26 protein-coding genes and 1 tRNA gene are annotated in these 21,159 nt (G+C 37.9%); 15 read left to right on the top strand and 12 right to left on the bottom strand.

What is annotated here, in order from left to right; translation table 11 throughout:
- Window positions 1–243: 243 nt before the first annotated feature.
- The 6 genes from P8610_RS13200 to P8610_RS13175 all read right to left on the bottom strand — a co-directional run bounded on the left by P8610_RS13200 (window position 244) and on the right by P8610_RS13175 (window position 4,556).
- Window positions 244–537, bottom strand: coding sequence for a hypothetical protein (locus P8610_RS13200; protein WP_394604763.1), 294 nt, complete (start codon window positions 535–537; stop codon window positions 244–246).
- A 214-nt stretch (window positions 538–751) separates the two neighbouring features.
- Complete coding sequence (locus P8610_RS13195) at window positions 752–1,720, bottom strand: CsxC family protein (protein WP_394604762.1); 969 nt, start codon at window positions 1,718–1,720, stop codon at window positions 752–754.
- A 153-nt stretch (window positions 1,721–1,873) separates the two neighbouring features.
- Window positions 1,874–2,662: a CsxC family protein gene (locus P8610_RS13190; protein WP_394604761.1), complete on the bottom strand. Its 789-nt coding sequence runs from the start codon at window positions 2,660–2,662 to the stop codon at window positions 1,874–1,876.
- 274 nt (window positions 2,663–2,936) lie between these two features.
- Window positions 2,937–3,191, bottom strand: a complete 255-nt coding sequence (locus P8610_RS13185; RefSeq protein ID WP_394604760.1) for a hypothetical protein — start codon at window positions 3,189–3,191, stop codon at window positions 2,937–2,939.
- Window positions 3,192–3,384: 193 nt separating this feature from the next.
- Window positions 3,385–3,537 carry a hypothetical protein gene (locus tag P8610_RS13180; protein ID WP_394604759.1) on the bottom strand — a complete coding sequence of 51 codons (153 nt, stop codon included), beginning with the start codon at window positions 3,535–3,537 and terminating at the stop codon, window positions 3,385–3,387.
- Complete coding sequence (locus P8610_RS13175; protein ID WP_394604758.1) at window positions 3,534–4,556, bottom strand: hypothetical protein; 1,023 nt, start codon at window positions 4,554–4,556, stop codon at window positions 3,534–3,536. The genes P8610_RS13180 and P8610_RS13175 overlap by 4 nt, the downstream gene beginning before the upstream one ends.
- A gap of 119 nt (window positions 4,557–4,675) precedes the next feature.
- On the opposite strand from P8610_RS13175, the gene P8610_RS13170 reads away from it, so the two are divergent.
- From P8610_RS13170 to P8610_RS13150, 5 genes are all read left to right on the top strand, one after another.
- The gene (locus P8610_RS13170) at window positions 4,676–5,824 is read left to right on the top strand and encodes a hypothetical protein (RefSeq protein ID WP_394604757.1); all 1,149 of its coding nucleotides are present in this window, start codon (window positions 4,676–4,678) and stop codon (window positions 5,822–5,824) included.
- A 132-nt stretch (window positions 5,825–5,956) separates the two neighbouring features.
- Window positions 5,957–6,850 (top strand): hypothetical protein, encoded by an 894-nt coding sequence (locus P8610_RS13165; protein WP_394604756.1) that lies wholly within the window; start codon window positions 5,957–5,959, stop codon window positions 6,848–6,850.
- Window positions 6,851–7,007: 157 nt separating this feature from the next.
- Window positions 7,008–7,184, top strand: a complete 177-nt coding sequence (locus tag P8610_RS13160) for a hypothetical protein (protein ID WP_394604755.1) — start codon at window positions 7,008–7,010, stop codon at window positions 7,182–7,184.
- Between the two features lie 99 nt (window positions 7,185–7,283).
- A complete protein-coding gene (locus P8610_RS13155; protein ID WP_394604754.1) occupies window positions 7,284–7,511 on the top strand; it encodes a hypothetical protein in 228 nt (75 codons plus the stop codon).
- A gap of 503 nt (window positions 7,512–8,014) precedes the next feature.
- Window positions 8,015–8,920 carry an MBL fold metallo-hydrolase gene (locus P8610_RS13150; RefSeq protein WP_394604753.1) on the top strand — a complete coding sequence of 302 codons (906 nt, stop codon included), beginning with the start codon at window positions 8,015–8,017 and terminating at the stop codon, window positions 8,918–8,920.
- Here P8610_RS13150 and P8610_RS13145 read toward each other — a convergent pair.
- The 4 genes from P8610_RS13145 to P8610_RS13130 form a co-directional block, all read right to left on the bottom strand.
- Window positions 8,901–9,596: a DUF421 domain-containing protein gene (locus tag P8610_RS13145; RefSeq protein ID WP_394604752.1), complete on the bottom strand. Its 696-nt coding sequence runs from the start codon at window positions 9,594–9,596 to the stop codon at window positions 8,901–8,903. The genes P8610_RS13150 and P8610_RS13145 overlap by 20 nt on opposite strands.
- A gap of 84 nt (window positions 9,597–9,680) precedes the next feature.
- Window positions 9,681–10,118: a GNAT family N-acetyltransferase gene (locus P8610_RS13140; RefSeq protein ID WP_394604751.1), complete on the bottom strand. Its 438-nt coding sequence runs from the start codon at window positions 10,116–10,118 to the stop codon at window positions 9,681–9,683.
- Window positions 10,119–10,123: 5 nt separating this feature from the next.
- Window positions 10,124–10,639 (bottom strand): YjcG family protein, encoded by a 516-nt coding sequence (locus P8610_RS13135; RefSeq protein WP_394604750.1) that lies wholly within the window; start codon window positions 10,637–10,639, stop codon window positions 10,124–10,126.
- Window positions 10,640–10,698: 59 nt separating this feature from the next.
- Entirely contained in the window at window positions 10,699–11,430 is a 732-nt protein-coding gene (locus P8610_RS13130) for an alpha/beta hydrolase (protein WP_394604749.1), read from the bottom strand.
- Between the two features lie 142 nt (window positions 11,431–11,572).
- On the opposite strand from P8610_RS13130, the gene P8610_RS13125 reads away from it, so the two are divergent.
- The 5 genes from P8610_RS13125 (at window position 11,573) to P8610_RS13105 (ending at window position 15,179) form a co-directional block, all read left to right on the top strand.
- On the top strand, window positions 11,573–12,130 hold the full coding sequence (locus tag P8610_RS13125; protein ID WP_289495857.1) for a phosphatidylglycerophosphatase A family protein: 558 nt from the start codon (window positions 11,573–11,575) through the stop codon (window positions 12,128–12,130).
- A gap of 278 nt (window positions 12,131–12,408) precedes the next feature.
- Window positions 12,409–12,483, top strand: a tRNA-Val gene (locus P8610_RS13120).
- Window positions 12,484–12,850: 367 nt separating this feature from the next.
- Window positions 12,851–13,327 carry a CotD family spore coat protein gene (locus P8610_RS13115; protein WP_289495856.1) on the top strand — a complete coding sequence of 159 codons (477 nt, stop codon included), beginning with the start codon at window positions 12,851–12,853 and terminating at the stop codon, window positions 13,325–13,327.
- A 129-nt stretch (window positions 13,328–13,456) separates the two neighbouring features.
- Entirely contained in the window at window positions 13,457–14,203 is a 747-nt protein-coding gene (locus tag P8610_RS13110; RefSeq protein WP_394604748.1) for an SDR family NAD(P)-dependent oxidoreductase, read from the top strand.
- 91 nt (window positions 14,204–14,294) lie between these two features.
- Window positions 14,295–15,179: a cation diffusion facilitator family transporter gene (locus P8610_RS13105; RefSeq protein WP_394604747.1), complete on the top strand. Its 885-nt coding sequence runs from the start codon at window positions 14,295–14,297 to the stop codon at window positions 15,177–15,179.
- Here P8610_RS13105 and P8610_RS13100 read toward each other — a convergent pair.
- Both P8610_RS13100 and P8610_RS13095 read right to left on the bottom strand, forming a co-directional pair.
- Window positions 15,176–15,541, bottom strand: coding sequence for a VOC family protein (locus P8610_RS13100; protein WP_394604746.1), 366 nt, complete (start codon window positions 15,539–15,541; stop codon window positions 15,176–15,178). The genes P8610_RS13105 and P8610_RS13100 overlap by 4 nt on opposite strands.
- Window positions 15,542–15,546: 5 nt before the next feature.
- Complete coding sequence (locus tag P8610_RS13095) at window positions 15,547–16,281, bottom strand: sulfite exporter TauE/SafE family protein (RefSeq protein ID WP_394604745.1); 735 nt, start codon at window positions 16,279–16,281, stop codon at window positions 15,547–15,549.
- Window positions 16,282–16,402: 121 nt separating this feature from the next.
- Here P8610_RS13095 and P8610_RS13090 point away from each other — a divergent pair, with 121 nt between their 5' ends.
- The 5 genes from P8610_RS13090 (at window position 16,403) to P8610_RS13070 (ending at window position 21,158) form a co-directional block, all read left to right on the top strand.
- Window positions 16,403–17,272, top strand: coding sequence for a LysR family transcriptional regulator (locus P8610_RS13090; RefSeq protein WP_394604744.1), 870 nt, complete (start codon window positions 16,403–16,405; stop codon window positions 17,270–17,272).
- A 69-nt stretch (window positions 17,273–17,341) separates the two neighbouring features.
- Complete coding sequence (dapD, locus tag P8610_RS13085; protein WP_289495850.1) at window positions 17,342–18,058, top strand: 2,3,4,5-tetrahydropyridine-2,6-dicarboxylate N-acetyltransferase; 717 nt, start codon at window positions 17,342–17,344, stop codon at window positions 18,056–18,058.
- An 80-nt stretch (window positions 18,059–18,138) separates the two neighbouring features.
- Window positions 18,139–19,263, top strand: a complete 1,125-nt coding sequence (locus P8610_RS13080; RefSeq protein ID WP_394604743.1) for an N-acetyldiaminopimelate deacetylase — start codon at window positions 18,139–18,141, stop codon at window positions 19,261–19,263.
- Window positions 19,264–19,465: 202 nt separating this feature from the next.
- Window positions 19,466–19,711, top strand: coding sequence for a YkuS family protein (locus P8610_RS13075; protein ID WP_289495848.1), 246 nt, complete (start codon window positions 19,466–19,468; stop codon window positions 19,709–19,711).
- A gap of 118 nt (window positions 19,712–19,829) precedes the next feature.
- Window positions 19,830–21,158, top strand: coding sequence for a hemolysin family protein (locus tag P8610_RS13070; protein WP_394604742.1), 1,329 nt, complete (start codon window positions 19,830–19,832; stop codon window positions 21,156–21,158).
- Window position 21,159: the final 1 nt, after the last annotated feature.

The following is a 21,159-nucleotide window of genomic DNA, read 5'->3' as shown; positions in this document are numbered from 1 at the left end:
TTCCTCCTTTATATTTCATTAATAAAATGAAAGGCGTAGTATACTATATTTCTTAAGACCTGATTTTGTATAGCCTAATACCTATCAATATAAAAAAAGATATCGAGGGACGAGTACTATTTTCCAATATTTTGTCGTTCTTGATCAGTCTATTTCATTTTGAACGGAGAGATCAGATGTATTCTATATCAAAAAAGAAACGGCTGATTTTATAGTCAGCCGTTTCTCCATTCTCGTATAAAATTAGTCTTCTAATTCAAAGAAAATGGCGTCAATCTTGCGGCAATCAAGAGTAAAGATTACTCTATCGCTATTTCTTCTAGCAATGAAAGTTGCACAGCAAGTTTTAGAGTCAAAACTGATGAAATTGATATCATCCAAATCGTTGTTGAGCTCTTTTCCATTAATAAGAATAGCCTCAATCTCTGTTCCTACTCTTAGGCCTCTAAGCTGGTCACAAGCACAACCCACACAATTGTTTTCTTCTGCAGCGGCTGCAGCATTATTACATCCACAACCATTTTTTAATAAACCCATTTTGTTTCCTCCTTGTTGAATCCTTCCTGATAACTCAGGCTTAATATAATATATTTGGTTGGACGAGTTTTTGTATGGATTTCTACCTAGCTTGTACAAAAAAGGCTTTTTACTAGCTCCAAAATATAAAATTAGATAGTTCTTATTTTATTTTCCACATTGCAATTTAAAATCCTCAATAAATAAAAAAGCTGCCATTGCAGCTTTTTAAAAGTTAATTACACAGCATACCAAGTAAAACCTGTTGTTTTTGGAGCAATTTTAGGGTTAAGTCTAACACCATTTTTTCGGACAGCTCAGTGAATGTAAATTCTCTAGTTAACGGTTTTGAGTTACATTTTTTGCACATGCATTTTACGCATTTTTCACATTTTTTTGGTTTATCCTGACTGCAGTCTGGACACTTAGCAGGTTTTGTAAATATATCAGCAAAAAAGGAATCATTAGCAAATAATGATGAAGGTTTAACACCTTTATTACTTTGATTATTACACCATCTGCACGGTGTTTTACGACATTTTATACATTTGATAATTCTGCACTCTTTTTCAAATGGAATGTGTTCAATGTGAGATTTATGCTCGATGAATTCATCAATTTCAATAATATCAGAACGAACAATCTCACAAAAAGGGAGCTCGTTAAAATGTTCTGTACTATGCTGGTGGAATTGAGACTGGTCGTTAGAAAGTAAACGATCTTTTTCAGGGAAGCCTTTTCCAAGTGGCTGAGACGTGAAGTATCCAAATTCATCCCGCGTGTCTAAAAAGGGCCCTACCGCAGGGCTTCGAAAACTTTCAATTTGCACAACACAATCGAAAGGGACATCCACGGTTAAAGATTTTATCGTAGACAATATTTCTTTTGCGCAGTCCACTTTTGGATTGGCAGCATATTGAATATTTTTGCGTACAAATCCGCTCAGAAATAGATTGCCAGATGTAGTGCTCCCTTTAGGTTGAACGAGACGACACTGGGTGATGAAGACCTTTTTTTTAATTTGCTTAATTTCGAGAACTTCTTCCCCTTTTGGAAATTCTATTTTTGCATGCATCGGTATTTGAACAGTGAACTTTTGCAGCAAGACAGGTACCGTAATAATTGTCCCATCGGTTGGGTCTGCATCAAGGATTGCTTTACAAACATTCATTGATGTTGTTCTGGGAAAGGGATTAACACTCAATATTTTTCCTCCTTAATTTATTATGCAATTTATTGTATGCTAATTGCATTTGATTGTATGGACGAATACCCTTGCCTGGACAAATTCATTACTTGCTGATCAAGCTTCCATTTAGACACAAAAAAAAGAGCCATATAGGCTCTTTTTTTCTTATCAGTCAGTAGGACCCAAAGAAGCAATACGAACTTGTTGAAGTTGCAATAATTTTACTGTCAATTCTAGAACCATTTTTTCTGAAAGTTCTGTAAAAGTTCGTTCACCTACTATAGAGTTAGGATCCGTACCCATCGGTAGTGCAAGATCTGTTAGAGGGGTTAATGCCTCATCGATTTCGATAATATCCGCTTGGATAAGCTCACAGAAAGGCATCTCGTTGAAATATTGAGTGCTATCCTGATGGAATTGAGAGAGGTCAGTTCCATGTAAACGATCTTTCGCAGGGTTGCCATCTGGCAGTGTACGAGAGACCAAGTAACCCCAATCTGCTCGTGTATCATAAAAAGGTCCAACAGGATTAGTTAAGAATTCATCGACTTCGGTTACACAGTCCCATTTAACGTCTACCGTAAGTGATTTAATGGTAGATAGAACTTCTCCATCAGCATCAGCAACTGGAAGAGATGCATATTGAATATTTTTGCGAACGAAACCAGCGAGATAAACTTTAGGTCTAAAATCTCTTTGACCTTCTCTAGGTTGTCTGTTAAGAAGTTTACACTGAGTAACAAACGTCTTTTTACCGATTGTTTTCACCTCTAAAACTTCTTCACCATCTGGAAATACAATTCTAGCATGCATTGGAATTTGAACTGCTAACTCCGCTAATACTACAGGAAGTTTAACATAGGTTAACTCACTTGCAGGGATTACTTCGGGAGTTACAGGTTCAGAATCACAAACATGTTTCGAAGTAGAATTTGTTGGAAATGGACTTACGCTCATTTATTTTCCTCCTTGATTTTTCTTTGTTTTCCGGGAACAAATTTTGAACTTGCTCCCTTATATAGAAGATGCAATTTCAATAGAATTGAGGCGGCGAATCAACCATGTCTTTCGCCTTTTTTTTAGTACAACCTTCATTTTTCTATAAAAACTTTGACAGCATTTAATTAAGAAGCAAAATAAAAAGAGCACAAGGCTCTTTTAAAGGCTAATTCTTAACTTCCACACCATGGACAATGCTTTTCTTGAATGACACAGAAAATTTCAACACATTCTATACATTCACAATGACAATGACACTCTTTTTCACAATGATGATGTTTTTTATCACATGTAAACAGCGTTTTTGGCTTCCAGCAAGAGTCGTGTTTTTTGCAATGGCAATCAACTTGTTTGTCCATCCAGTTAGATTTACAGTCATGTTTTTTATTGCAGTGACAATCATGATGTTTATTCCATTCATGTTTTTTATTACAGTGACAATCATGATGTTTATTCCATTCATGTTTCTTATTACAGTGACAATCATGATGTTTGTCCCAATATCTATTTGACATATATTACACCTCCTAGATGTTTACTAGTAGGTTGTCCTACCGATATTACAGTAGATGAAAAGATTGAGAGAATGGTAACGGCAGCAATCCTGCTTCTCTATAAAAAGGCTATTTATAGAATGTCTTTTTCCATCAAATAAAAAAAGCCGCTCTATCGCAGCTTTTTTATTTATTCTTATTCGGCTTCCACTTTACTTTTCCACACGAGCTGCAGCCCTTTTTTGCTTGCTTGGTAAAAAGGGTTTTTACTTTTGTCGAAGATTTAGATTTATTAGTTTTTATTTCATTGAAAAGATGCTGTACATCTTCCTTATTCACTTTCCATCTCTCCTTTGTTTGTATATCCTGCTGTCTTTTCTAGTATATTCTCGATTTAAGGACGAAGTGTGTTCTTTTGAATGAAATGGACTGATGACTGATGTTTTATTAGGATCGGTGTTACTTTGGCTGAATGGATGGATCGGTTGAGATTGATTTAGTGTTGACGAATTAAAAGGGTTAATAGGTTCCAATCTTCTGTTGTTTACTAAGCCAGGATTATAAGGCTTAGGAACATTACTTGTTATTAACGAACCAGATGCAGAAAAAGGTCTGATTTGTGGAACAGCTATTTTTTGTCCTGATCCATCTAGGGTATTTGGCTGATTCTCCATTTTCTCTTCTATGGATTCTTTAGCAGGAGATAAAATTGAAGCTTTATCAGGATCAGGAGTAACTGATTGAGTTGCGTCCATTGATTTATAGTCTGAAAGTTGAATAGAAGCAAAGCGGTCATTAATCTTATCCAATACCTTTTCAACACATGTAAAAAAGGTAGCCTCTGAAATAGAAGTTAATGCTTCAAAATGTGATCTTAAGAAAGTTTGAACGATTAAATAACTAATCCACTCTGTGGCTTGTGTATCAAAAGATGGTTGAATAGCTAAAAAGAGTGGACCATCCTTTCTTTTTAATGTAATTCCTTTATGAATGGCGGTTTGAACAGTAAATCGTGTATCTTTCGTTGGATTGAGATAATACAGTTTTTGGTCAGGCGTTTTTAATGCTAAAGGCATAGGGTGGTTTTCATGAAAATCGACATAAAACCTTTGGTCGCATTTTTCACGATCATCCGTAGTGATTGTAATTCCGGTATGTTGCAAAAGTTGATTAAGCTCTATTACTTTTTGTTGTGTTAGGCCATGTATTCCTAACATAAAAGTGGAGAGAGCACCTGTAATTTTATTATCATCTTCAGACATCTTCAAACCCCAATATGGCAATAAAAGTCGGATCGCTTCATATTCTAATGATGTCACATCGCATACTTTACGATTGTTATACCACAGTGTATTCATATTTGTTCCTCCCTAACTGTTGTCTACAAAAATAGGCAGTCGTACTTGTGTCATAACCCACTCTATTCCCATAGTATGTATGGAATCTTCAGAACATGATGAGGAAAGGAAGGGAAACAATGGGAAACAACCACAAACACTTGCAGGATGAGTGTATCCGCGTACAGAAAGTTTACGACTGGGTGACGGATGCACTAAGCGTAAGAAAAACTGTATCTTTTACTCATGAACAAATTGCAAAAATAGAAGATGCTCTAGATGATCCTAAGCGTCGTCCGTTAAGAATCATTACAAAAGTACCTAAAACTCCACCAGCATTCCCGCTTTCAAACGATTCACATGATGAATGTGCAGAACATTTTCTATGCGAACAAGTAGGAGATAAGAGAGATGTAACAGTTGCACTAAACGGTGGGTTTGCGGATGCACAGCTAGTTGAGCTCCTGTTCACAACAGATATAAAGGTGAAAGTTGTAGACCGCAACGGAGTAGAAGTTACAGAACTTTTAGTAAATGCTTCTGTTTTTGAATCTTTTGTACTGTGCTTTCCAGATGGAACAGACCTTTACTGCCGTATTACAAAAATCTTTGCCCGTGTACCGTCTGGTACTGTTCTGTTGAACAGTCCAGCACCAACGTCTTTCCCACTAGATATTACTTTCTGTGTCGACATCCAAGTTGAAGCTGAAGTAAAACTAGAGGTATTGGCTAAGTTCTGCTCTCCTCGTGAAAACGACTTAGAAGCAGAAGAAACTGTAAATGAAATGTGTCCGGCGGTAACGTTCCCTGAACAATGCCCTGACATCTTCCCAAGACCCGACTGTGTGTGCAAAGCAGAAGGAGAAGCAAGCGGGTTAACAAGCGAATCAGGTGGAGCAACTGAAACTGGCCGTGCGTCAATACTGGTTGATATTTGTCCGAATTTCCAGCTGGTTAACAGTAAATTCTTGCTGAACTTTAATGATACGGACACATCTGATGGCGAAAGAGACTTTAGCTTTACAGCAACAGAATTTAACCAAGACACATTATGCTGCGATAAATTCATGGGTGGAAAGAAATTAACGATCTCCGGAAAAGGAAAAGTTAATAACCATCATAAAAAAGGAGAAAAACTTGACTTTAATTTAGCTCTAGTTGACACTCCGAATGGCAGTATGTTCGAGGTTGAATTGATTAACTCACATGGCAAGAAAGTATTTACAACAGGAACAGTCACAGTTGATAACGGTGAAATCTCTGTTGAAAATTGCTTGCAGCACCATTAATACAATAGATTTGAAGAGTAAAAAGGACCACTGGAAACCAGTTGGTCCTTTTTGTTAGAGAAAAAAAAGTGAACGATTGGATAGGGGTTACATACAATAAGGAAAGAGCCTAATTTGCAAGGGGGAAGATGCATGGGGACAAAGGATAAATTAAGCTATGAGCGGCTCATATCAAGAGTAGAATATTATAAAGAAAAAGCACTGGATTTAGAAAAAAAGCTGGTCTTTGCTGAGGAAACCATCGAACGATTAGAGAGTGAAACAAATAAGGATAACACCCTTCAACAAATCGAAGAAAAGGAAATAGAGCTTCAGAAACTACGTACTCAAGTAGAGGAGCTAACAAAAAAGCTGAATCGTTTAGAAGAACATGAAATGGAAAAACGTATTCAAGGGTATGAAGAATTATTAAAAAGTATTCAAGATGAAATAAATGATAAGGATCAGCAAATTGATCTTTATCAGCAGCGTATTAAGAGTATGGAAAAACGAATAAACATTAATCGGACATCTGAGCCTGTATTTGAAGATTTTCCACAGGAAGATGATTCTAAGTCTGAACCAAAGAAAAAACAGGGCTTGAATTGTATGAGCTACTTCGATTATTCCGTTATTTATACAAAAGAGAATAATGGTTTTGTACGAGGCTCATTTTATCTTGAGAATATAGGAACAGAAGCATTAGAGAACCCATATATCTGCTTTCGGTTCCAACCTGCTGAAACTTGCGCGCTAAAGGGCAAGATTGTCTCATTAATCGCTTCTCCTTCACAAGATGAAATGCGACAATCCATCTGGATGTACATGGATAACGAATGGGCAGAAAAAGCAAAAGAACGTGGAGAGATGTGGATCTGCCCACTTCGTGAAACAAAATTCAAGACCGGTGATAAGCTTTCGCTGGATGATTTTCAGATTCCTTTTAAGAGCACTATAGATAAAAATATTACGGTGGAAGCATTTGTTTATTTTAATAAACAAAATTATCGAGCTAAAGCAGTAAATCATATAGCTATCAATTTTTAGTGAGACAGCCTATAACCAACTCGTTAGACATGCATAAGATGTACTATACGAGGAGGTTGAAACATGGAAGAATGTTTTTACTGTAAGAAGAAGAAAAAACACAAGAAGGTTCATGCTGATAAAGTAATCATCAAGGCAGATAAAGTTGTTGTAATCCATGAAAAGAAGGATCATTGCGAATCTTCTAGCTCTAGCTCTAGTTCTAGCAAACATGAATCTTGTCACAAGCATGAATCTTCATCTAGTTCTAGTTCATGCTCTAGCTCTAGCTCCAGCTCCAGCAGCAGCTGCTTTTACGATCCGTGGGCTTAAGCACTCTAGAATGAATTTTTAGGGCACTCTTGTTAAAAGAGTGCTCTTTCTTTTTGAAAACGAATATTTTAGAAGGAAAAGGGAATAGGAAGAGGAATAGATAGGAAAGGGGATGTTGCATATGGGATATATTTTACCGTATATACCGATTCAGCGAATGCAATATGCTAGTCGAATGGAAAGACCAGAACAAGGTTTACCGATCGTATCGAAAGTACCTCCTATTCAAAATAACAATGTTCACACATTTAGCCACAACAAAAAGTCCGACATAGAAAAACAGAAACGTTTTGATCAAATTCTAAGTGAAATAGAAGGAAAAGGATTATTTTTAAACGAAACCATCTAGAGGGTTTCTTTTTTTTGCTTTTCTATATATGAGTATTGCTTCTGCTCATTCAGCTCAATCTTTCTAAGACAAGTTGATTGAATTGGAAGGTGTGAGACTACGGCGAGAACGAGCACTAAGGTGAGCCCCATAAAGGCAAAATGGCAAGGGGCTCACACCACCTGTTCCTCGGAAAGAAAGCACCTAAGACGAAAATTAACTACTTTAAGAAACATCAAGGGATACCAAAACCGCTTTAGGCAATTTTTGATTGTTGCTTAGAAATTTTTTTATTGTCTTCTTTGAAAAGTTGGTTGTAGTGGAAGGTGGGAGACTCCTGCGGGACAGGCGGGCAGGTGAGACACTTAAAAGTGAAACGTTAAGAATGTGGCTCACCGCCTGCCCCGCGGAAAGCGAGCACCTGGAGCGGAAAGCAACACCTCCCAATAGCAACAAAGTTTGCGAAAACAGCTTTTCTTACATAACAAAACAGTTTAATCTACTAATACATTGGAGTGTTTAAAATGGAATTTAAAGAAATAGCAGCAGGGTGCTACTATTTTAATAGCGCTGTAAATATAGGCTATATTGTAAATGAAGATAGAAGCAAGGGGATGTTAATTGATGCAGGTCTAGAATCTTCAGCCGCAAAAAAAGCGGTTCAGCATCTTGTGAAAGAGAATCTGCCCATTACCCATCTCTTTATCACGCATGCTCACGCAGATCATTTTGGGGGAGCTCTATATATTCAAAAAAATTTTAACGTACATACGATCGCTCCCCCTTTAGAAGAAGCGATTATGAGAAACTCGATCCTTGAACCCATCTATTTATTTAACGGGAACTCCCCTTTAAGTGAGATGAGGAATAAATTTTTGGAGGCCCCTTCTATAAGGGTGGATGAGATCAGCGCGGAAGGGATATGGGACAAAACATTCCCACTTGAATTTATTGCTTTGCCGGGGCACAGTCATAATCAATTTGGCGTATTGTACAAAGGGATTTTCTATGCGGCAGATGCATTTTTAGGCAGTGATATTCTTGAAAAGCATAAGATTCCTTTTATAGTAAATGCCACAGAGAATCAGGAGACATTAATAAAATTGAAAAACATGAACATAGAAGGAATGGTTCCTGGTCATGGGAAATTCACCAAGAAGTATCAGCAAGTCATTCAAGAGAATATTAATGTTCATGAAAAAATAGCCACCCAAGTTCATTCTATCATTGCTGAATCAGGTGAGTCCGGAATATCTTTAGAGAACTTAATAGCGGAAATGCTTACGCTACATAATATAAAGCCTGCTAATATCGGGATGTATACTCTTTTTAGAACAGCTGTTTCCGCCTATTTCATACAGCTTGTTGAAGAAGGAAAAGCGATGTATAAAATATGGGAAGGAAAACCAGTTATTTTTTCGGATCAGTAATAGGCATAAATAATAGTTTTCCTTCTGACATTTCGGCGTAAACAACTTCTTCAAGAGAAGAATAGCCCTGTTTATGAAGCTGTTCCATTAGTTCTTTTTTTGAGATGCCTGCCGTTGAAAGATTATCATGATTAAGTTCTCCATCTAATATTAAAGTTACTGGTAATTCAGGCTGCTGCTGGCTATTCAAATTCATATCTTGTCTGTTTGGAGGACCGTATTGATATTTTGGCAAAATACTTAGTGACCCATTGGATTCTAAAATGGCATATTCTACTTCTCTTAATCCAAAAAAGCCTTTTTGGCGCACTAGGTTTTGCAGCTGGTTAATATCGAGTTTGCTTTTCTTTAACATTTCACGGTCGATCATGCCTTTACGAATAACAATCGTAGGAGCTCCTTCAAGAAACTTACGAGTACCTTTGAATTTCTGTGAGATGATTTCTACGACGTAAACCATTGTTCCCCAGATCAAAATAGCATACAAGATAACAAAGATAGAAGTTTCGTCATCATACATGGCATTGCCTACTAATTCACCTAAAAAGATAGACGAAATGAAATCAAAGGGTGTAATTTGTGAGATTTGCGTTTTGCCTAAAATCTTTGTGAGTATAAAAAGAGCAACAAACCCCACGATTAGTTCGGTCGTTAACTGTCCAACATGAATGTCCATCAACCATTGTCTCCTCAAAAATATGAATTATTGTACAGTTTTGACGAGAATAGATGTTTATAAACGAAAAAAGTATTGAAGCCGTCACGTGGACGATTTCAATACTTTTTTCATTGCGACATGAGGTATGTTGGCATCTAGAAAAGGTTCTTTAGAAGTGGTGCTGTACCCGAGTTTTTTATAAAAGTCTTCTGCTTGAGTTTGTGCATATAATATAAGGCTGGAATAAGACCGTTCGAGTGCACTTTCTTCCATTGCCTTCATCAATTCTTCGCCTAGACCCTTTTTACGATGAGAAGAAAGGACGCAAACCCGTTCAACTTTTCCTTCACCGTTTACTTCTCGAAGCCTGGCTGCTCCAACAGGCTTTTCGTTTTCGTAAAGAACAAAATGAAGAGAAGCATCTTCATTTCCATCAATTTCTTCACTTTCATCAATCTGCTGTTCACGAACGAATACATCTTTTCTGACAGATAAAGCATCTTGAAAGCCATGTTCGTTCGTTGTGTATGTCTTAATCAATCTGCTTAAACTCCTTTTCCAAGTCGAAATGTTTCATATACAGTCCAAGATCCGTTATCAAGCTGATAAAGCAATTGAAAACGGTCAATTCTTTCTTTGTGTTCAATGTCAATCATACGAAGACGTTCTAGCACATCAGAATGCTCTTCATCAGATAATTTCTGTCCGAGTGTCAGATGTGGCACAAAATTGTAAGGCTGCTGATGTTCAAGAGGACCTGAGTACAGCTGATCGTGCAATGAACTTAATTCTTCAGCTTCGTTTACTTTTAAGTAAATTGCATTATTAACAGGGTGGAAGGAGCCAACCTTGTTAATCATTATTGAAAACGGATTAATGTTTTGAGCAACAGATGAGATATAGGAAATCTGATCCTGAAGCTCTTCTTCAGTCGCCTCGAAGGGTTCCTTTAAAGTGATGTGAGGTGCGATAAGGGCATAATGTGGATCGTACCGTTTTCGGTAGGAATTTACTTTATCTTGTAGATTTTTTGATGGAAAAATAGCAATACCGTATTTCATAATTCTTCCTCCCTCATCTTTTGAACTAGTATACCAAATATTCTATTTATTTCCCACAGTTAGTGATTGTTGTAAAGAAACATTAACGCAGGAACTAAATCTTTCTGCCAGTTTACCCACAGGTGATTTCCTTGAAACTCAGCATATTCATAATCCAATGCTAAATTATTTAACAAGTTTTTTATCGTTCTATTTGGAGTTAAAAAGTCGCGCGTAATGCCTTCTGGGTTCGTAAATTGATCTTCTTCGTCTCCAATAGAATGGTAGATAGTTAATGTTTGGATCTGTTCGATAGCCTCAACAGTCTCAATGAGGCTATCAGGGACATAAGGTGATTGAAGAATAACTTTGCCAAACGTATTGGGATACAAAAGGCTTAATTTAAAAGCCACATAACCGCCTAATGAATCACCAATTAAGCCCATTCCAGCACCTAATTGAAGTGTGTTGAATTTTTCGTTTAGGTAAGCTGTTAGTTCAAATGCCATAAAACGTATATAGTTTTCGTGTTTTTCACCCGCAGGATCATATTTCGCTTTTCGATCTTCAATCCCTTTATGATTAACACCTATGATAATGCAGCTTTGCATTTGATCTTCTTCCATAAGTCTATCAGCGGTTTTTGCCAGCTTTCCTAATTGAAAGTAATCTCTGCCATCTTGTGCAACAAGAATTGGATATTTAACAAGCGGAGTGAACTTGGAAGGAAGGTAAATTAATAAGTCAATTTCTTCATCCAAATATTTGCTATAAATCTTATCATCTGTAATAGAACCCTTAAGTATGGCCATAAAATGGACCTCCTTTGCTGACATTTATCATAAATTATAAGCGTTTTCATTCAACTCGTATAATTGTAACACATAATGATATAATGAAAGAATCAATACGAATGCAGCCATACAGTGAACATAAAAAATGAGGTGAAGTCTGTTGAAAAATAGAGTGCACAGTCGTGAAGTCGAGGCAGCTGCAAGAAGGCTGCTGAATGAAAGAGGCGTCACCATACCAGAAATTGCAGATATAGTGTATGAAATGCAGATTCCGTTTTCACCAGGTTTAACAAAAGATGAATGTATTGAAAGTGTAGATGCTGTATTAATGAAGCGGGAGATCCAGCATGCTATTTTAGTAGGGGTTGAACTTGATATTTTGGCCGAACAAAAAAAGCTTTCTGAACCTTTGCAGAGCATTGTGGAACAAGACGAAGGGTTGTTCGGCGTGGATGAAACGATCGCCCTAGGCGCTGTATTTGGATATGGAAGCATTGCAGTTACAACGTTTGGGCACTTGGATAAATTTAAGATGGGAATCATTCAAAAGCTCGATACGAAGATAGCAAACGGAAAAGTTCATACTTTCTTGGATGACTTGGTTGCAAGTATTGCAGCCAACGCCTCAAGCCGGCTTGCACATAGACTTCGAGATAAACAAGAGCGTTTAACAGCTGAAGAAATTGCTCAGCATGAGAATGAAGAGAAGATTGGGTAATAGATTGTATTAAGCCTCCTTTTAGTGGGAGGCTTTTATAGTTGAAGAAGCAACAATTGTCGAATGGCCTATAAAAAGAATTTAAAGGCCTATAAATCTTTTTTTAGGGCCTTTAAAACTTCATATGGGCCTATAAATTGATTTGAAGGGCCTATAAATCTTTCATACGCGCCTATAAACTTTAAAAGGATTAATACGCTTAATAAAAAATGATTGACAGAGCAATAATGGTGTCGTATATTTTAAAATATCTTAAAAGATTGCTAGAAACCGATTAAGACCTGTTAGCTCAGTGGGAGAGCACTTCCTTGACAGGGAAGGGGTCGGGGGTTCAAGTCCCTCACAGGTCACCATAACAACATACATACGTAAACTTCTTATCTAGTTGATAAGAAGTTTTTTTGTTTTTAGTCTCTTTATAGCTAGTTTGTGAGTGTCTGGGTTATAGGACCCATTTGCATCTGTTGGTTTTGTCGACTCGCCGATATATGAGCAAAACTCGCCGTATTCTAGCTGAAATTCGCCGGAATAAGTCCAATATTTCTAGAATTAATCCTTAAATTTCTAGAATTCGTTGTCTATATACCCCACTCAGTATAAGTGAACCTGTTTTCATAACCGAAATTCGCACCTATATTCAAATTTGGACGAACTTTTTAAGTCGTCCTACATAAAATATAGAGAAATATGATTCATGGTTTTTGAAAGGAGAACACTTTTTTGGGTTTATTTAAACGCCCTGGCATTTTTGCTAAAAAGGGAATGGGTATGCCTGCAGCTGGTGCAATGGGAATGGGTCCAATGGGTCCTACGATGGGTGCAATGGGAATGGGTCCAACTATGGGTGCAATGGGACAAATGGGTGGTCCAGTAATGGGAGCTATGTCACAGATGCCGCAGATGGGCGCTTTACCATCACAATATTATCCCCCGCAAGTTTTGCCTGCGCAATATAGTCCTACAAATCAACAAGTTCAATATAATCAGCAAGATGTTTATGTTCCGATGATCCATCCAACTCAAACAACACAAGTAAATCAGATGAACTACAAATATGTACATTATTTCCCGCAGAACACGAACGTCCTAAACCAGGCAACGCAGCAAAATATTATGGGAACAACTCAACCTATGCTGCCCCCATGTCCTTGTCCGCCACCATGCCCGCCGCCATGCGGCCCATGGCGCAAGAAATAATGTTTAAGCTGTCGACGTTGTCGGCAGTTTTCTTTTTGTTTACGTCCTTCTAAACAGAATTAGTTTTGAAAGTGAACAAAGATAGGGAATAAATAGAGTAATACATATATATGATGGAGGTTTTGAACCATGAAAAATGACGATAAAGTGGTAATTGTAACAGGAGCTGCCAAAGGGATCGGAAAACAAATTGCGATCGATTTTGCTAAAGCAGGGTGGATTCCATCATTAATTGACTACAATGCAAACGAACTTGAGTTAACACTAGAAGAAGTTCGTCACATACAACATAAGGCGATAAGTATTACGTGTGACGTCAAAAATCCTGAAGAAATCATAAAAGCTGTGACAGAAACACATGATAAACTTGGTAAAATCAATTGTTTGGTTAATAATGCAGGACTTTCAAAATGGAAATCTCCCTATGAATTAACAGTTGATGAATGGGATGAGATTATAAACACCAACTTAAGAAGTGTCTTTCTTTTTTCAAGAGAAGCAGCTAAATTTATGTCTCAATCTGGCGGTGGCTCGATAATTAATATGGCATCAACTAGAGCGTCAATGTCTGAGTCGAATTCTGAAGCTTATGCTGCGACAAAAGGTGGAATTGTTGCGTTAACTCACGCTCTGGCAGCTTCATTCACTGGCGACTTCATTACAGTTAACGCTATAAGCCCTGGCTGGATTCATACAGGAAATTATACAGAGCTGCGAGAGATTGACCATGATCAGCACCTTTCTAAAAGAGTAGGAGTTCCATCTGATATTTCGAGAGCTTGTTTATTCCTTGCTCAAAGTGATAATAATTTTATCACAGGGGAGAACATTACAATCGATGGCGGAATGACTAGAAAAATGATTTACGAGCATTAATGTTTCCTATAGGGAAAAAGATTGCTCTAGACCCACCCGGAATCCATTCTTTATGATGTAAAAGGTATCATTGAACGAAGGAGAATAGAGAATGCAATCTGATCAGCAAAAAAGAGTGGAACGCGGTGTTTATATTAGTTTAGGAGCATATATTTTTCTTTCTATCGTAAAACTTGTGTCAGGATTCATATACCATTCTGATGCCTTAGTTGCTGACGGATTGAACAATGCAACAGATATTATTGCTTCAATAGCAGTATTGATTGGTCTTAAAATTTCACGAAAACCTGCAGATGAAGATCATCCGTATGGTCACCTGCGTGCAGAAACTATAGCATCAATGGTAGCTTCTTTCATCATGGTTGTTATCGGTATTGAAGTACTGATCTCATCTATTAAAAAAATGTTTCAAGGGGTTGAAACAGAGCCTTCACTAATAGCGGCTATAATCGCATTGTTCGGTGCAGCGGTTATGTTGGTCGTTTATTTTTATAACATTAAAGTTGCAAAAGAAACAGATAGTCAAGGCTTAAAGGCAGCAGCACTAGATAACCGTTCTGATGCCTTTGTAAGTATAGGTGCAGCTGTTGGGATATTTGGGGCGCAAATCGGTTTACCATGGCTAGATCCTGCTGCAGCGGTTTTGGTTGGTCTCATTATCATTAAGACCGGATGGGAAATTTTTACCGAGACGTCTCATAATCTTTCTGACGGATTTGATTATGAAGAAGGAAAAGAAATGGAGCACAAAATTCTAGATGTTGAAGGCGTTGAGAATGTTGGAGATCTTAAAGCACGTAAACACGGTAACCGAGCAATCATTGATGTTACGATCAAAGTTGATCCTTCTTTAAACGTTGTTGAAAGCCATGAAATCACAGAGAAGATAGAAGATACCATTAAAGAAGCATACAATGTTGAAAGTATTCAAATTCATGTTGAACCAGAAGACGGCAAAGACAATGGAAAACCTTAAACTAAGCTGCGCTCAATAAACTCAATTCGATTTCCAAACGGATCACGAATGGTGAAGCGATTAAAACCTGGGATGGGAAGTTCATCTTGAATCTGTATATTATGAAGAATGAGATGGTCGCGTAATTTTTGAAGGCTTTCAACTAAAAAAGCTGGATGATGTTTACCTTTATAAATCTGGTCTTCAACACCTATGTGGAGCTCTTGATGACCTACTTGAAACCACATCCCGCCATTTTTTTGAAGAGCTTTAGGCTTTGTGATTTCCTGAAGCTGCAAGATCCCTCGATAGAAGTCTTTTGCTTCCTTTTCTTTATGGTGTGGAATGCATAATTGAACGTGATGGATGCCGTTAATTTTCATTTTTCTTACCCCCACTGAATAATTAATTGAAGTATAAGCATAACAGTTACAGTCCGCATTAGGATTGTAACTTGTTTTGTTTTTAATCGGGGTGCTAATTTAATGGCAGCTTGTGCCCCGCAAATACTGCCAATCGTTAGTGGAATAGCAACACCCCACATATAATGACCAGCAAACAAATACGTGAAAACAGCTCCTGTGCAGCTTAAGAATGTGTTGAAACGAGTGAACGACACCGTTCGGATATATGTAAAACCGTTTCGTAAAAAAAGCTGCATCTGCATCGTTCCTTGACCAGGACCAAACATACCGTCATATGCACCGATTCCAAAAAGGTAAGGGTACTTCCTCGGAGGCAGCTGTGTAGTTTCATTTTCTGGATTGACGTCTTTCTTCGTTTTTATAAACGTTAAGAACAGTGCGCCCGTTAGTAATATCAAGGCGATAATCGTTAAATGTTCTCTTGAGATCGCTGAAGCGATCAAACCACCACATATCCCTCCTGCTAAACTAATAGCCCCTGAAACAAAGTATGGAGCGAGCTTCGTATCATTCTTGCGGAGCAGAACGAAAAAGCTTGAGAAAGAACTAAACATATTTGCGAACTTATTAGCAGCAATTGCTGAGTGAACAGGAACTCCTAACAACAGCATAATAGGAAAGTTGATCATACCTCCGCCTCCGGAAAGCGTGCCAACAAAAGTAGCAGCAAAACCGACTAGTATAAGGATATACATCATGATTCTCACGTCCTTTCATTTCTGCTTACATTTATATCCTATGCTAAGGTATACTTAAATTAAATTACATAAAATGAACAATATTCAATAAGAAATACTTATCGTATAAAAAGGAGTATATATGCAGTTATCCGAGTTTCGAATTCTAAAAGTGCTTGCGGAAGAACTTAATATGAGGAAAGCATCAGAAAGGCTGTATGTTTCACAACCAGCTCTAAGTCAGCGTCTTCAATCCATTGAAAATAATTGGGGAACGATTATTTTTATCCGATCACAAAAGGGATTAAATTTAACCCCAGCGGGTGAAAAGATTATCTCCTTTGTTACAGAAGTTCTTCAAAAAGAAGAAACGGTGAAAGAGGAGCTCCAATCCCTTTCTGAACACGTTCATGGGACGTTGAAACTTGCTGTAGCGTCAATTATTGGACAATATTGGCTGCCGCATGTTTTAAAAGAATATGTCAATCTATACCCTCATGTAAACATTTCTCTAATAACAGGGTGGAGTTCAGAGATTATAAAGCACTTGTATGAAGATAAAATACATCTTGGAATTGTTAGAGGTAATCCCGAATGGCGGGGAAGTAAGGATCATATTCTGTCTGATCATTTGTACTTGGTAGACACGACGATTTCTTCATTAGACGAACTAGCTGAGACTTCAAAGCCTTTTATTCAATTTAAAAGCCATTCTACCTATTATCAAGAAATCCAGGACTGGTGGCACTCTCATTTTAAAACAACACCTCAAAAAACGATTGTTGTAGACCAAATTGAAACGTGCAAACAGATGGCGCTGAATGGAATCGGCTATGCGATCCTGCCTTCTATCAGCCTTAGACCTGAAGATGACGTTTTTAAGATTCCATTAACTGATAAGAGGGGTAACGCGATTAAGCGAGATACGTGGCTTATTCATCATGGAACGGGATCTGAACTGAAACAAGTGAATACATTTATGGATTTAATCCGAAAATTAACGAATGAATAAGGTTTGAATCTTTCTATATTTAGTGGTTTAATACAATACAGAATGACTTTTAAGGAGGAACTAACAAACATGAAAATGATGGATGCAAACGAAATTATCTCTTTTATTCAAAACTCAACAAAATCTACACCTGTAAAAGTTTACGTTAAAGGAAATCTTGAAAACATCGACTTCGGTAAGGAAACTAAGGTGTTCCCTTCAGGCAATACAGCTGTATTGTTTGGTGAGTGGAAAGATATCGAAGCTGCGATTCGCGAAAATGAAAGCAACATTGAAGACTTTGTAATCGAGAACGACCGTCGCAATTCTGCGATTCCTCTATTAGATATGAAAAACATTAAAGCACGTATCGAACCGGGCGCGATTATTCGTGATCAAGTTGAAATCGGTGATAATGCCGTTATCATGATGGGTGCTTCAATTAATATCGGCTCAGTTATTGGTGAAGGTACAATGATTGATATGAATGTTGTACTAGGTGGACGAGCTACAGTAGGTAAGAACTGTCACATAGGTGCAGGCACGGTTCTAGCGGGTGTGATCGAGCCGCCATCTGCTAAGCCAGTAGTCGTTGAAGACGATGTTGTAATCGGTGCAAATGCTGTTGTTTTAGAAGGTGTTACAGTAGGTAAAGGTGCGGTAGTTGCTGCAGGTGCGATCGTAATTGAAGATGTTGAGCCTTACACGGTTGTAGGTGGAACACCAGCACGTGTTCTAAAAAAGATCGACGAAAAAACGAAATCAAAAACAGAAATCAGACAAGAGCTTCGTCAGTTAAACGACTAATCAGTTAATGTCTGGCAGTCAGTATTGAGTTTGAAATTGATTTATTGAGTCTTTTGACAAATATAAGGGGATGAAAGAAGATGAAGCCATTAATTGAGATTAGAAAAGACCTTCACCGAATACCGGAGTTGGGCTTTCGGGAATTTAAAACTCAAAGTTATCTTCTAAATCTCATCTCCACACTTCCCCAGGATCATCTTGAAGTTCATCCTTGGGAAACTGGTATTTTTGTAAAAGTGAAAGGGAAGAGCCCAGCCAAAACAATAGCCTATCGTACTGATATAGATGGACTTCCAATTATAGAAGAAACGGGCTATGAATTCTCCTCGCTTCATGAAGGTATGATGCATGCGTGCGGCCATGATATTCATATGACAATCGCGATTGGCTTATTGTCTCATTTTGCGGTGAAGCCGATTGACGACCATCTGTTATTCATTTTTCAGCCTGCTGAAGAAGGACCAGGTGGAGCACTTCCAATGCGCGAGAGTGAGCTTTTTCAACAATTAAAACCTGACATGATTACAGCACTGCACATTGCACCTGAATATCCAGTAGGTACGATTGCTGTAAAAGAAGGTTTGTTATTTGCAAATACTTCGGAACTTTTCATCGATCTTATCGGAAAGGGCGGACATGCAGCATATCCCCACCATAGTAATGATATGGTTGTCGCTGCTAGTCATCTCGTAACACAATTGCAAACCATTGTTGCCCGAAACATAGATCCTTTGGATTCTGCTGTTGTCACGATCGGCAAAATTACCGGTGGAACAAAACAAAACATAATCGCTGAACGGTCAAGGCTAGAGGGGACAATTAGGACCTTGTCTCCGGAGGCGATGGTTAACGTGAAAAACCGGATTGAAGCACTAATTCAAGGGATTAAAAGTGGATTTGAGTGTGAAGCGTTTATTGATTATGGATCTAATTACAGGCAAGTAGACAATGAACCAGAGTTAACTCGAGAGTTTATGAATTTTGCTGATAAAAATATTGGTGTAAATGTTATTGAATGCAAAGAGGCCATGACAGGAGAAGACTATGGATATTTTTTAGAAAAAATCCCTGGTTTCATGTTCTGGCTTGGGGTCGATACCAAATATGGTCTCCATCACTCAAAATTAAAGCCGCAGGAAGAAGCGATCCAGCCTGCGGTAGATCTTTTAATTCAATATTTCACTTTTAAAGGGAATAGAAATTAGGAAAACGGCCACTGCGGCCGTTTTTTTGTTTTTTGAAGTGAAAAGCGAGCTCCATCCACATAAAACAGCTGCCAATCCAAAAGTTTTGGTGTCGGCACACACACTTTAAACGGCATTCGTACGCCAGAGGAATCACATGATGCGTTCGTTACATATTACCTCTCAGAGTTGGAAACATTAACAAAGGTAAGGAGGTGGGAATATGGCTAGAATTGGTGTTGAACAATCATTAACAAATGTTTCTGAGGCTTTAAGAGCTGCAGGACATGATGTAGTGGAACTTCGTCAGGAACAAGATGCAAATGGCTGTGATTGCTGTGTAATTTCCGGTCAGGATGAGAATGTTATGGGCATGCAAAACGCGGTGACTCAAGGCTCTGTCTTGAACGCTCATGGCATGTCAGCAGATGAAATTTGTCAGGCTGTTGAGAGCAGATTACAATCATAGCATTCCCGGGGACAGCCATGCTGCCCCTTATTTCTGTTTAACGCACGTTTTAACAGGGAAATAGTTGACCAACCAATCATATAAAAAATAAAGTTAGCTGCAGATGGGGGAGGTTCATATGCCAATCTTAAATGTCCTTATGATCATATTATTAATCATATTAACTGCTTTTTTCGTGGTTACTGAATTTGCTATTGTTAAAGTGCGTAAAACGAGAATCGACCATTTAGCCTCTGAAGGGAATGGTAAAGCCATCGCCGCTCAAAAAGTTCTCGGTAATCTTGATGGCTATTTATCAGCTTGTCAGTTAGGAATTACAATTACAGCTCTAGGACTAGGTTGGCTGGGAGAACCGACCGTTGAGATTTTTCTAAGACCTTTATTTGAAAATGCCGGATTAAATGAAGGCCTTACGCATACACTCTCTTTTTCAATTGCCTTTTTCATTATTACTTTCCTACACGTGGTTCTAGGAGAATTAGCACCTAAAACTGTAGCGATTCAAAAAGCGGAAATGGTCTCATTGGCTACAGCCAAACCGATAATCGTGTTTTATAAGGTCATGTATCCTTTCATCTTCTTACTAAATGGATCAGCAAATATGCTGACACGAGTCTTTGGTATTAGTCCTGCAAGTGAACATGAAGTGGTACATACAGAAGAAGAACTTCGTCTAATCCTTTCAGAAAGCTTACAGGGGGGCGAGATTAATCAATCTGAGTATCGTTATGTAAATAGAATCTTTGAATTTGATGATCGAATAGCAAAAGAAATTATGATACCAAGAACTGAGATGGTTTGTTTATTTTTAGAAAACTCGTGTGAAGAGAATATGGCGATCATGCGTGAAGAGAAATTTACGAGGTATCCAGTCGGAAACGAAGATAAGGATCATATTGTTGGACTAGTAAATATAAAAGAATTCTTTAATGAACATTTCAGCAGAGAAAATTTCGAACTGAAAGAATATATCAGGCCAATCATAACCGTACATGAAACCATTCCTATTCAAAAACTATTGGTTAAAATGCAAAAAGACCAAACACATATGGCAGTTCTTGTAGATGAATATGGAGGGACTGCAGGAATTGTTACCGTTGAGGACATATTAGAAGAAATCGTTGGGGAGATCAGAGACGAGTTCGATGTAGATGAAGAGCCAGAAATCCAGCAGATTAATAATGATCAAACCGTTGTTGATGGAAAAGTGTTAATCTCACAAATAAACGAACTATTTGCGCTTGATATCGATAACTCTGAAATTGATACGATCGGGGGTTGGGTTTTAACAAGGTCGATTGATCTTGAGACCAATCATTCATTCAATTATGAGAGCTACCGTTTTACCATTCTAGAATTAGATGGAAGGCAGATAAAAAAAATTGGCATTGAAAAGCTTTCAGATGAAAACGAAACAACTTCCAAAACAAAGACTCCTGATTACTAAG

This window comes from Fictibacillus sp. UD, from assembly GCF_043558025.1.
Lineage (GTDB): Bacteria > Bacillota > Bacilli > Bacillales > Fictibacillaceae > Fictibacillus.
This window is presented reverse-complemented; position numbering and strand designations above follow the sequence as displayed.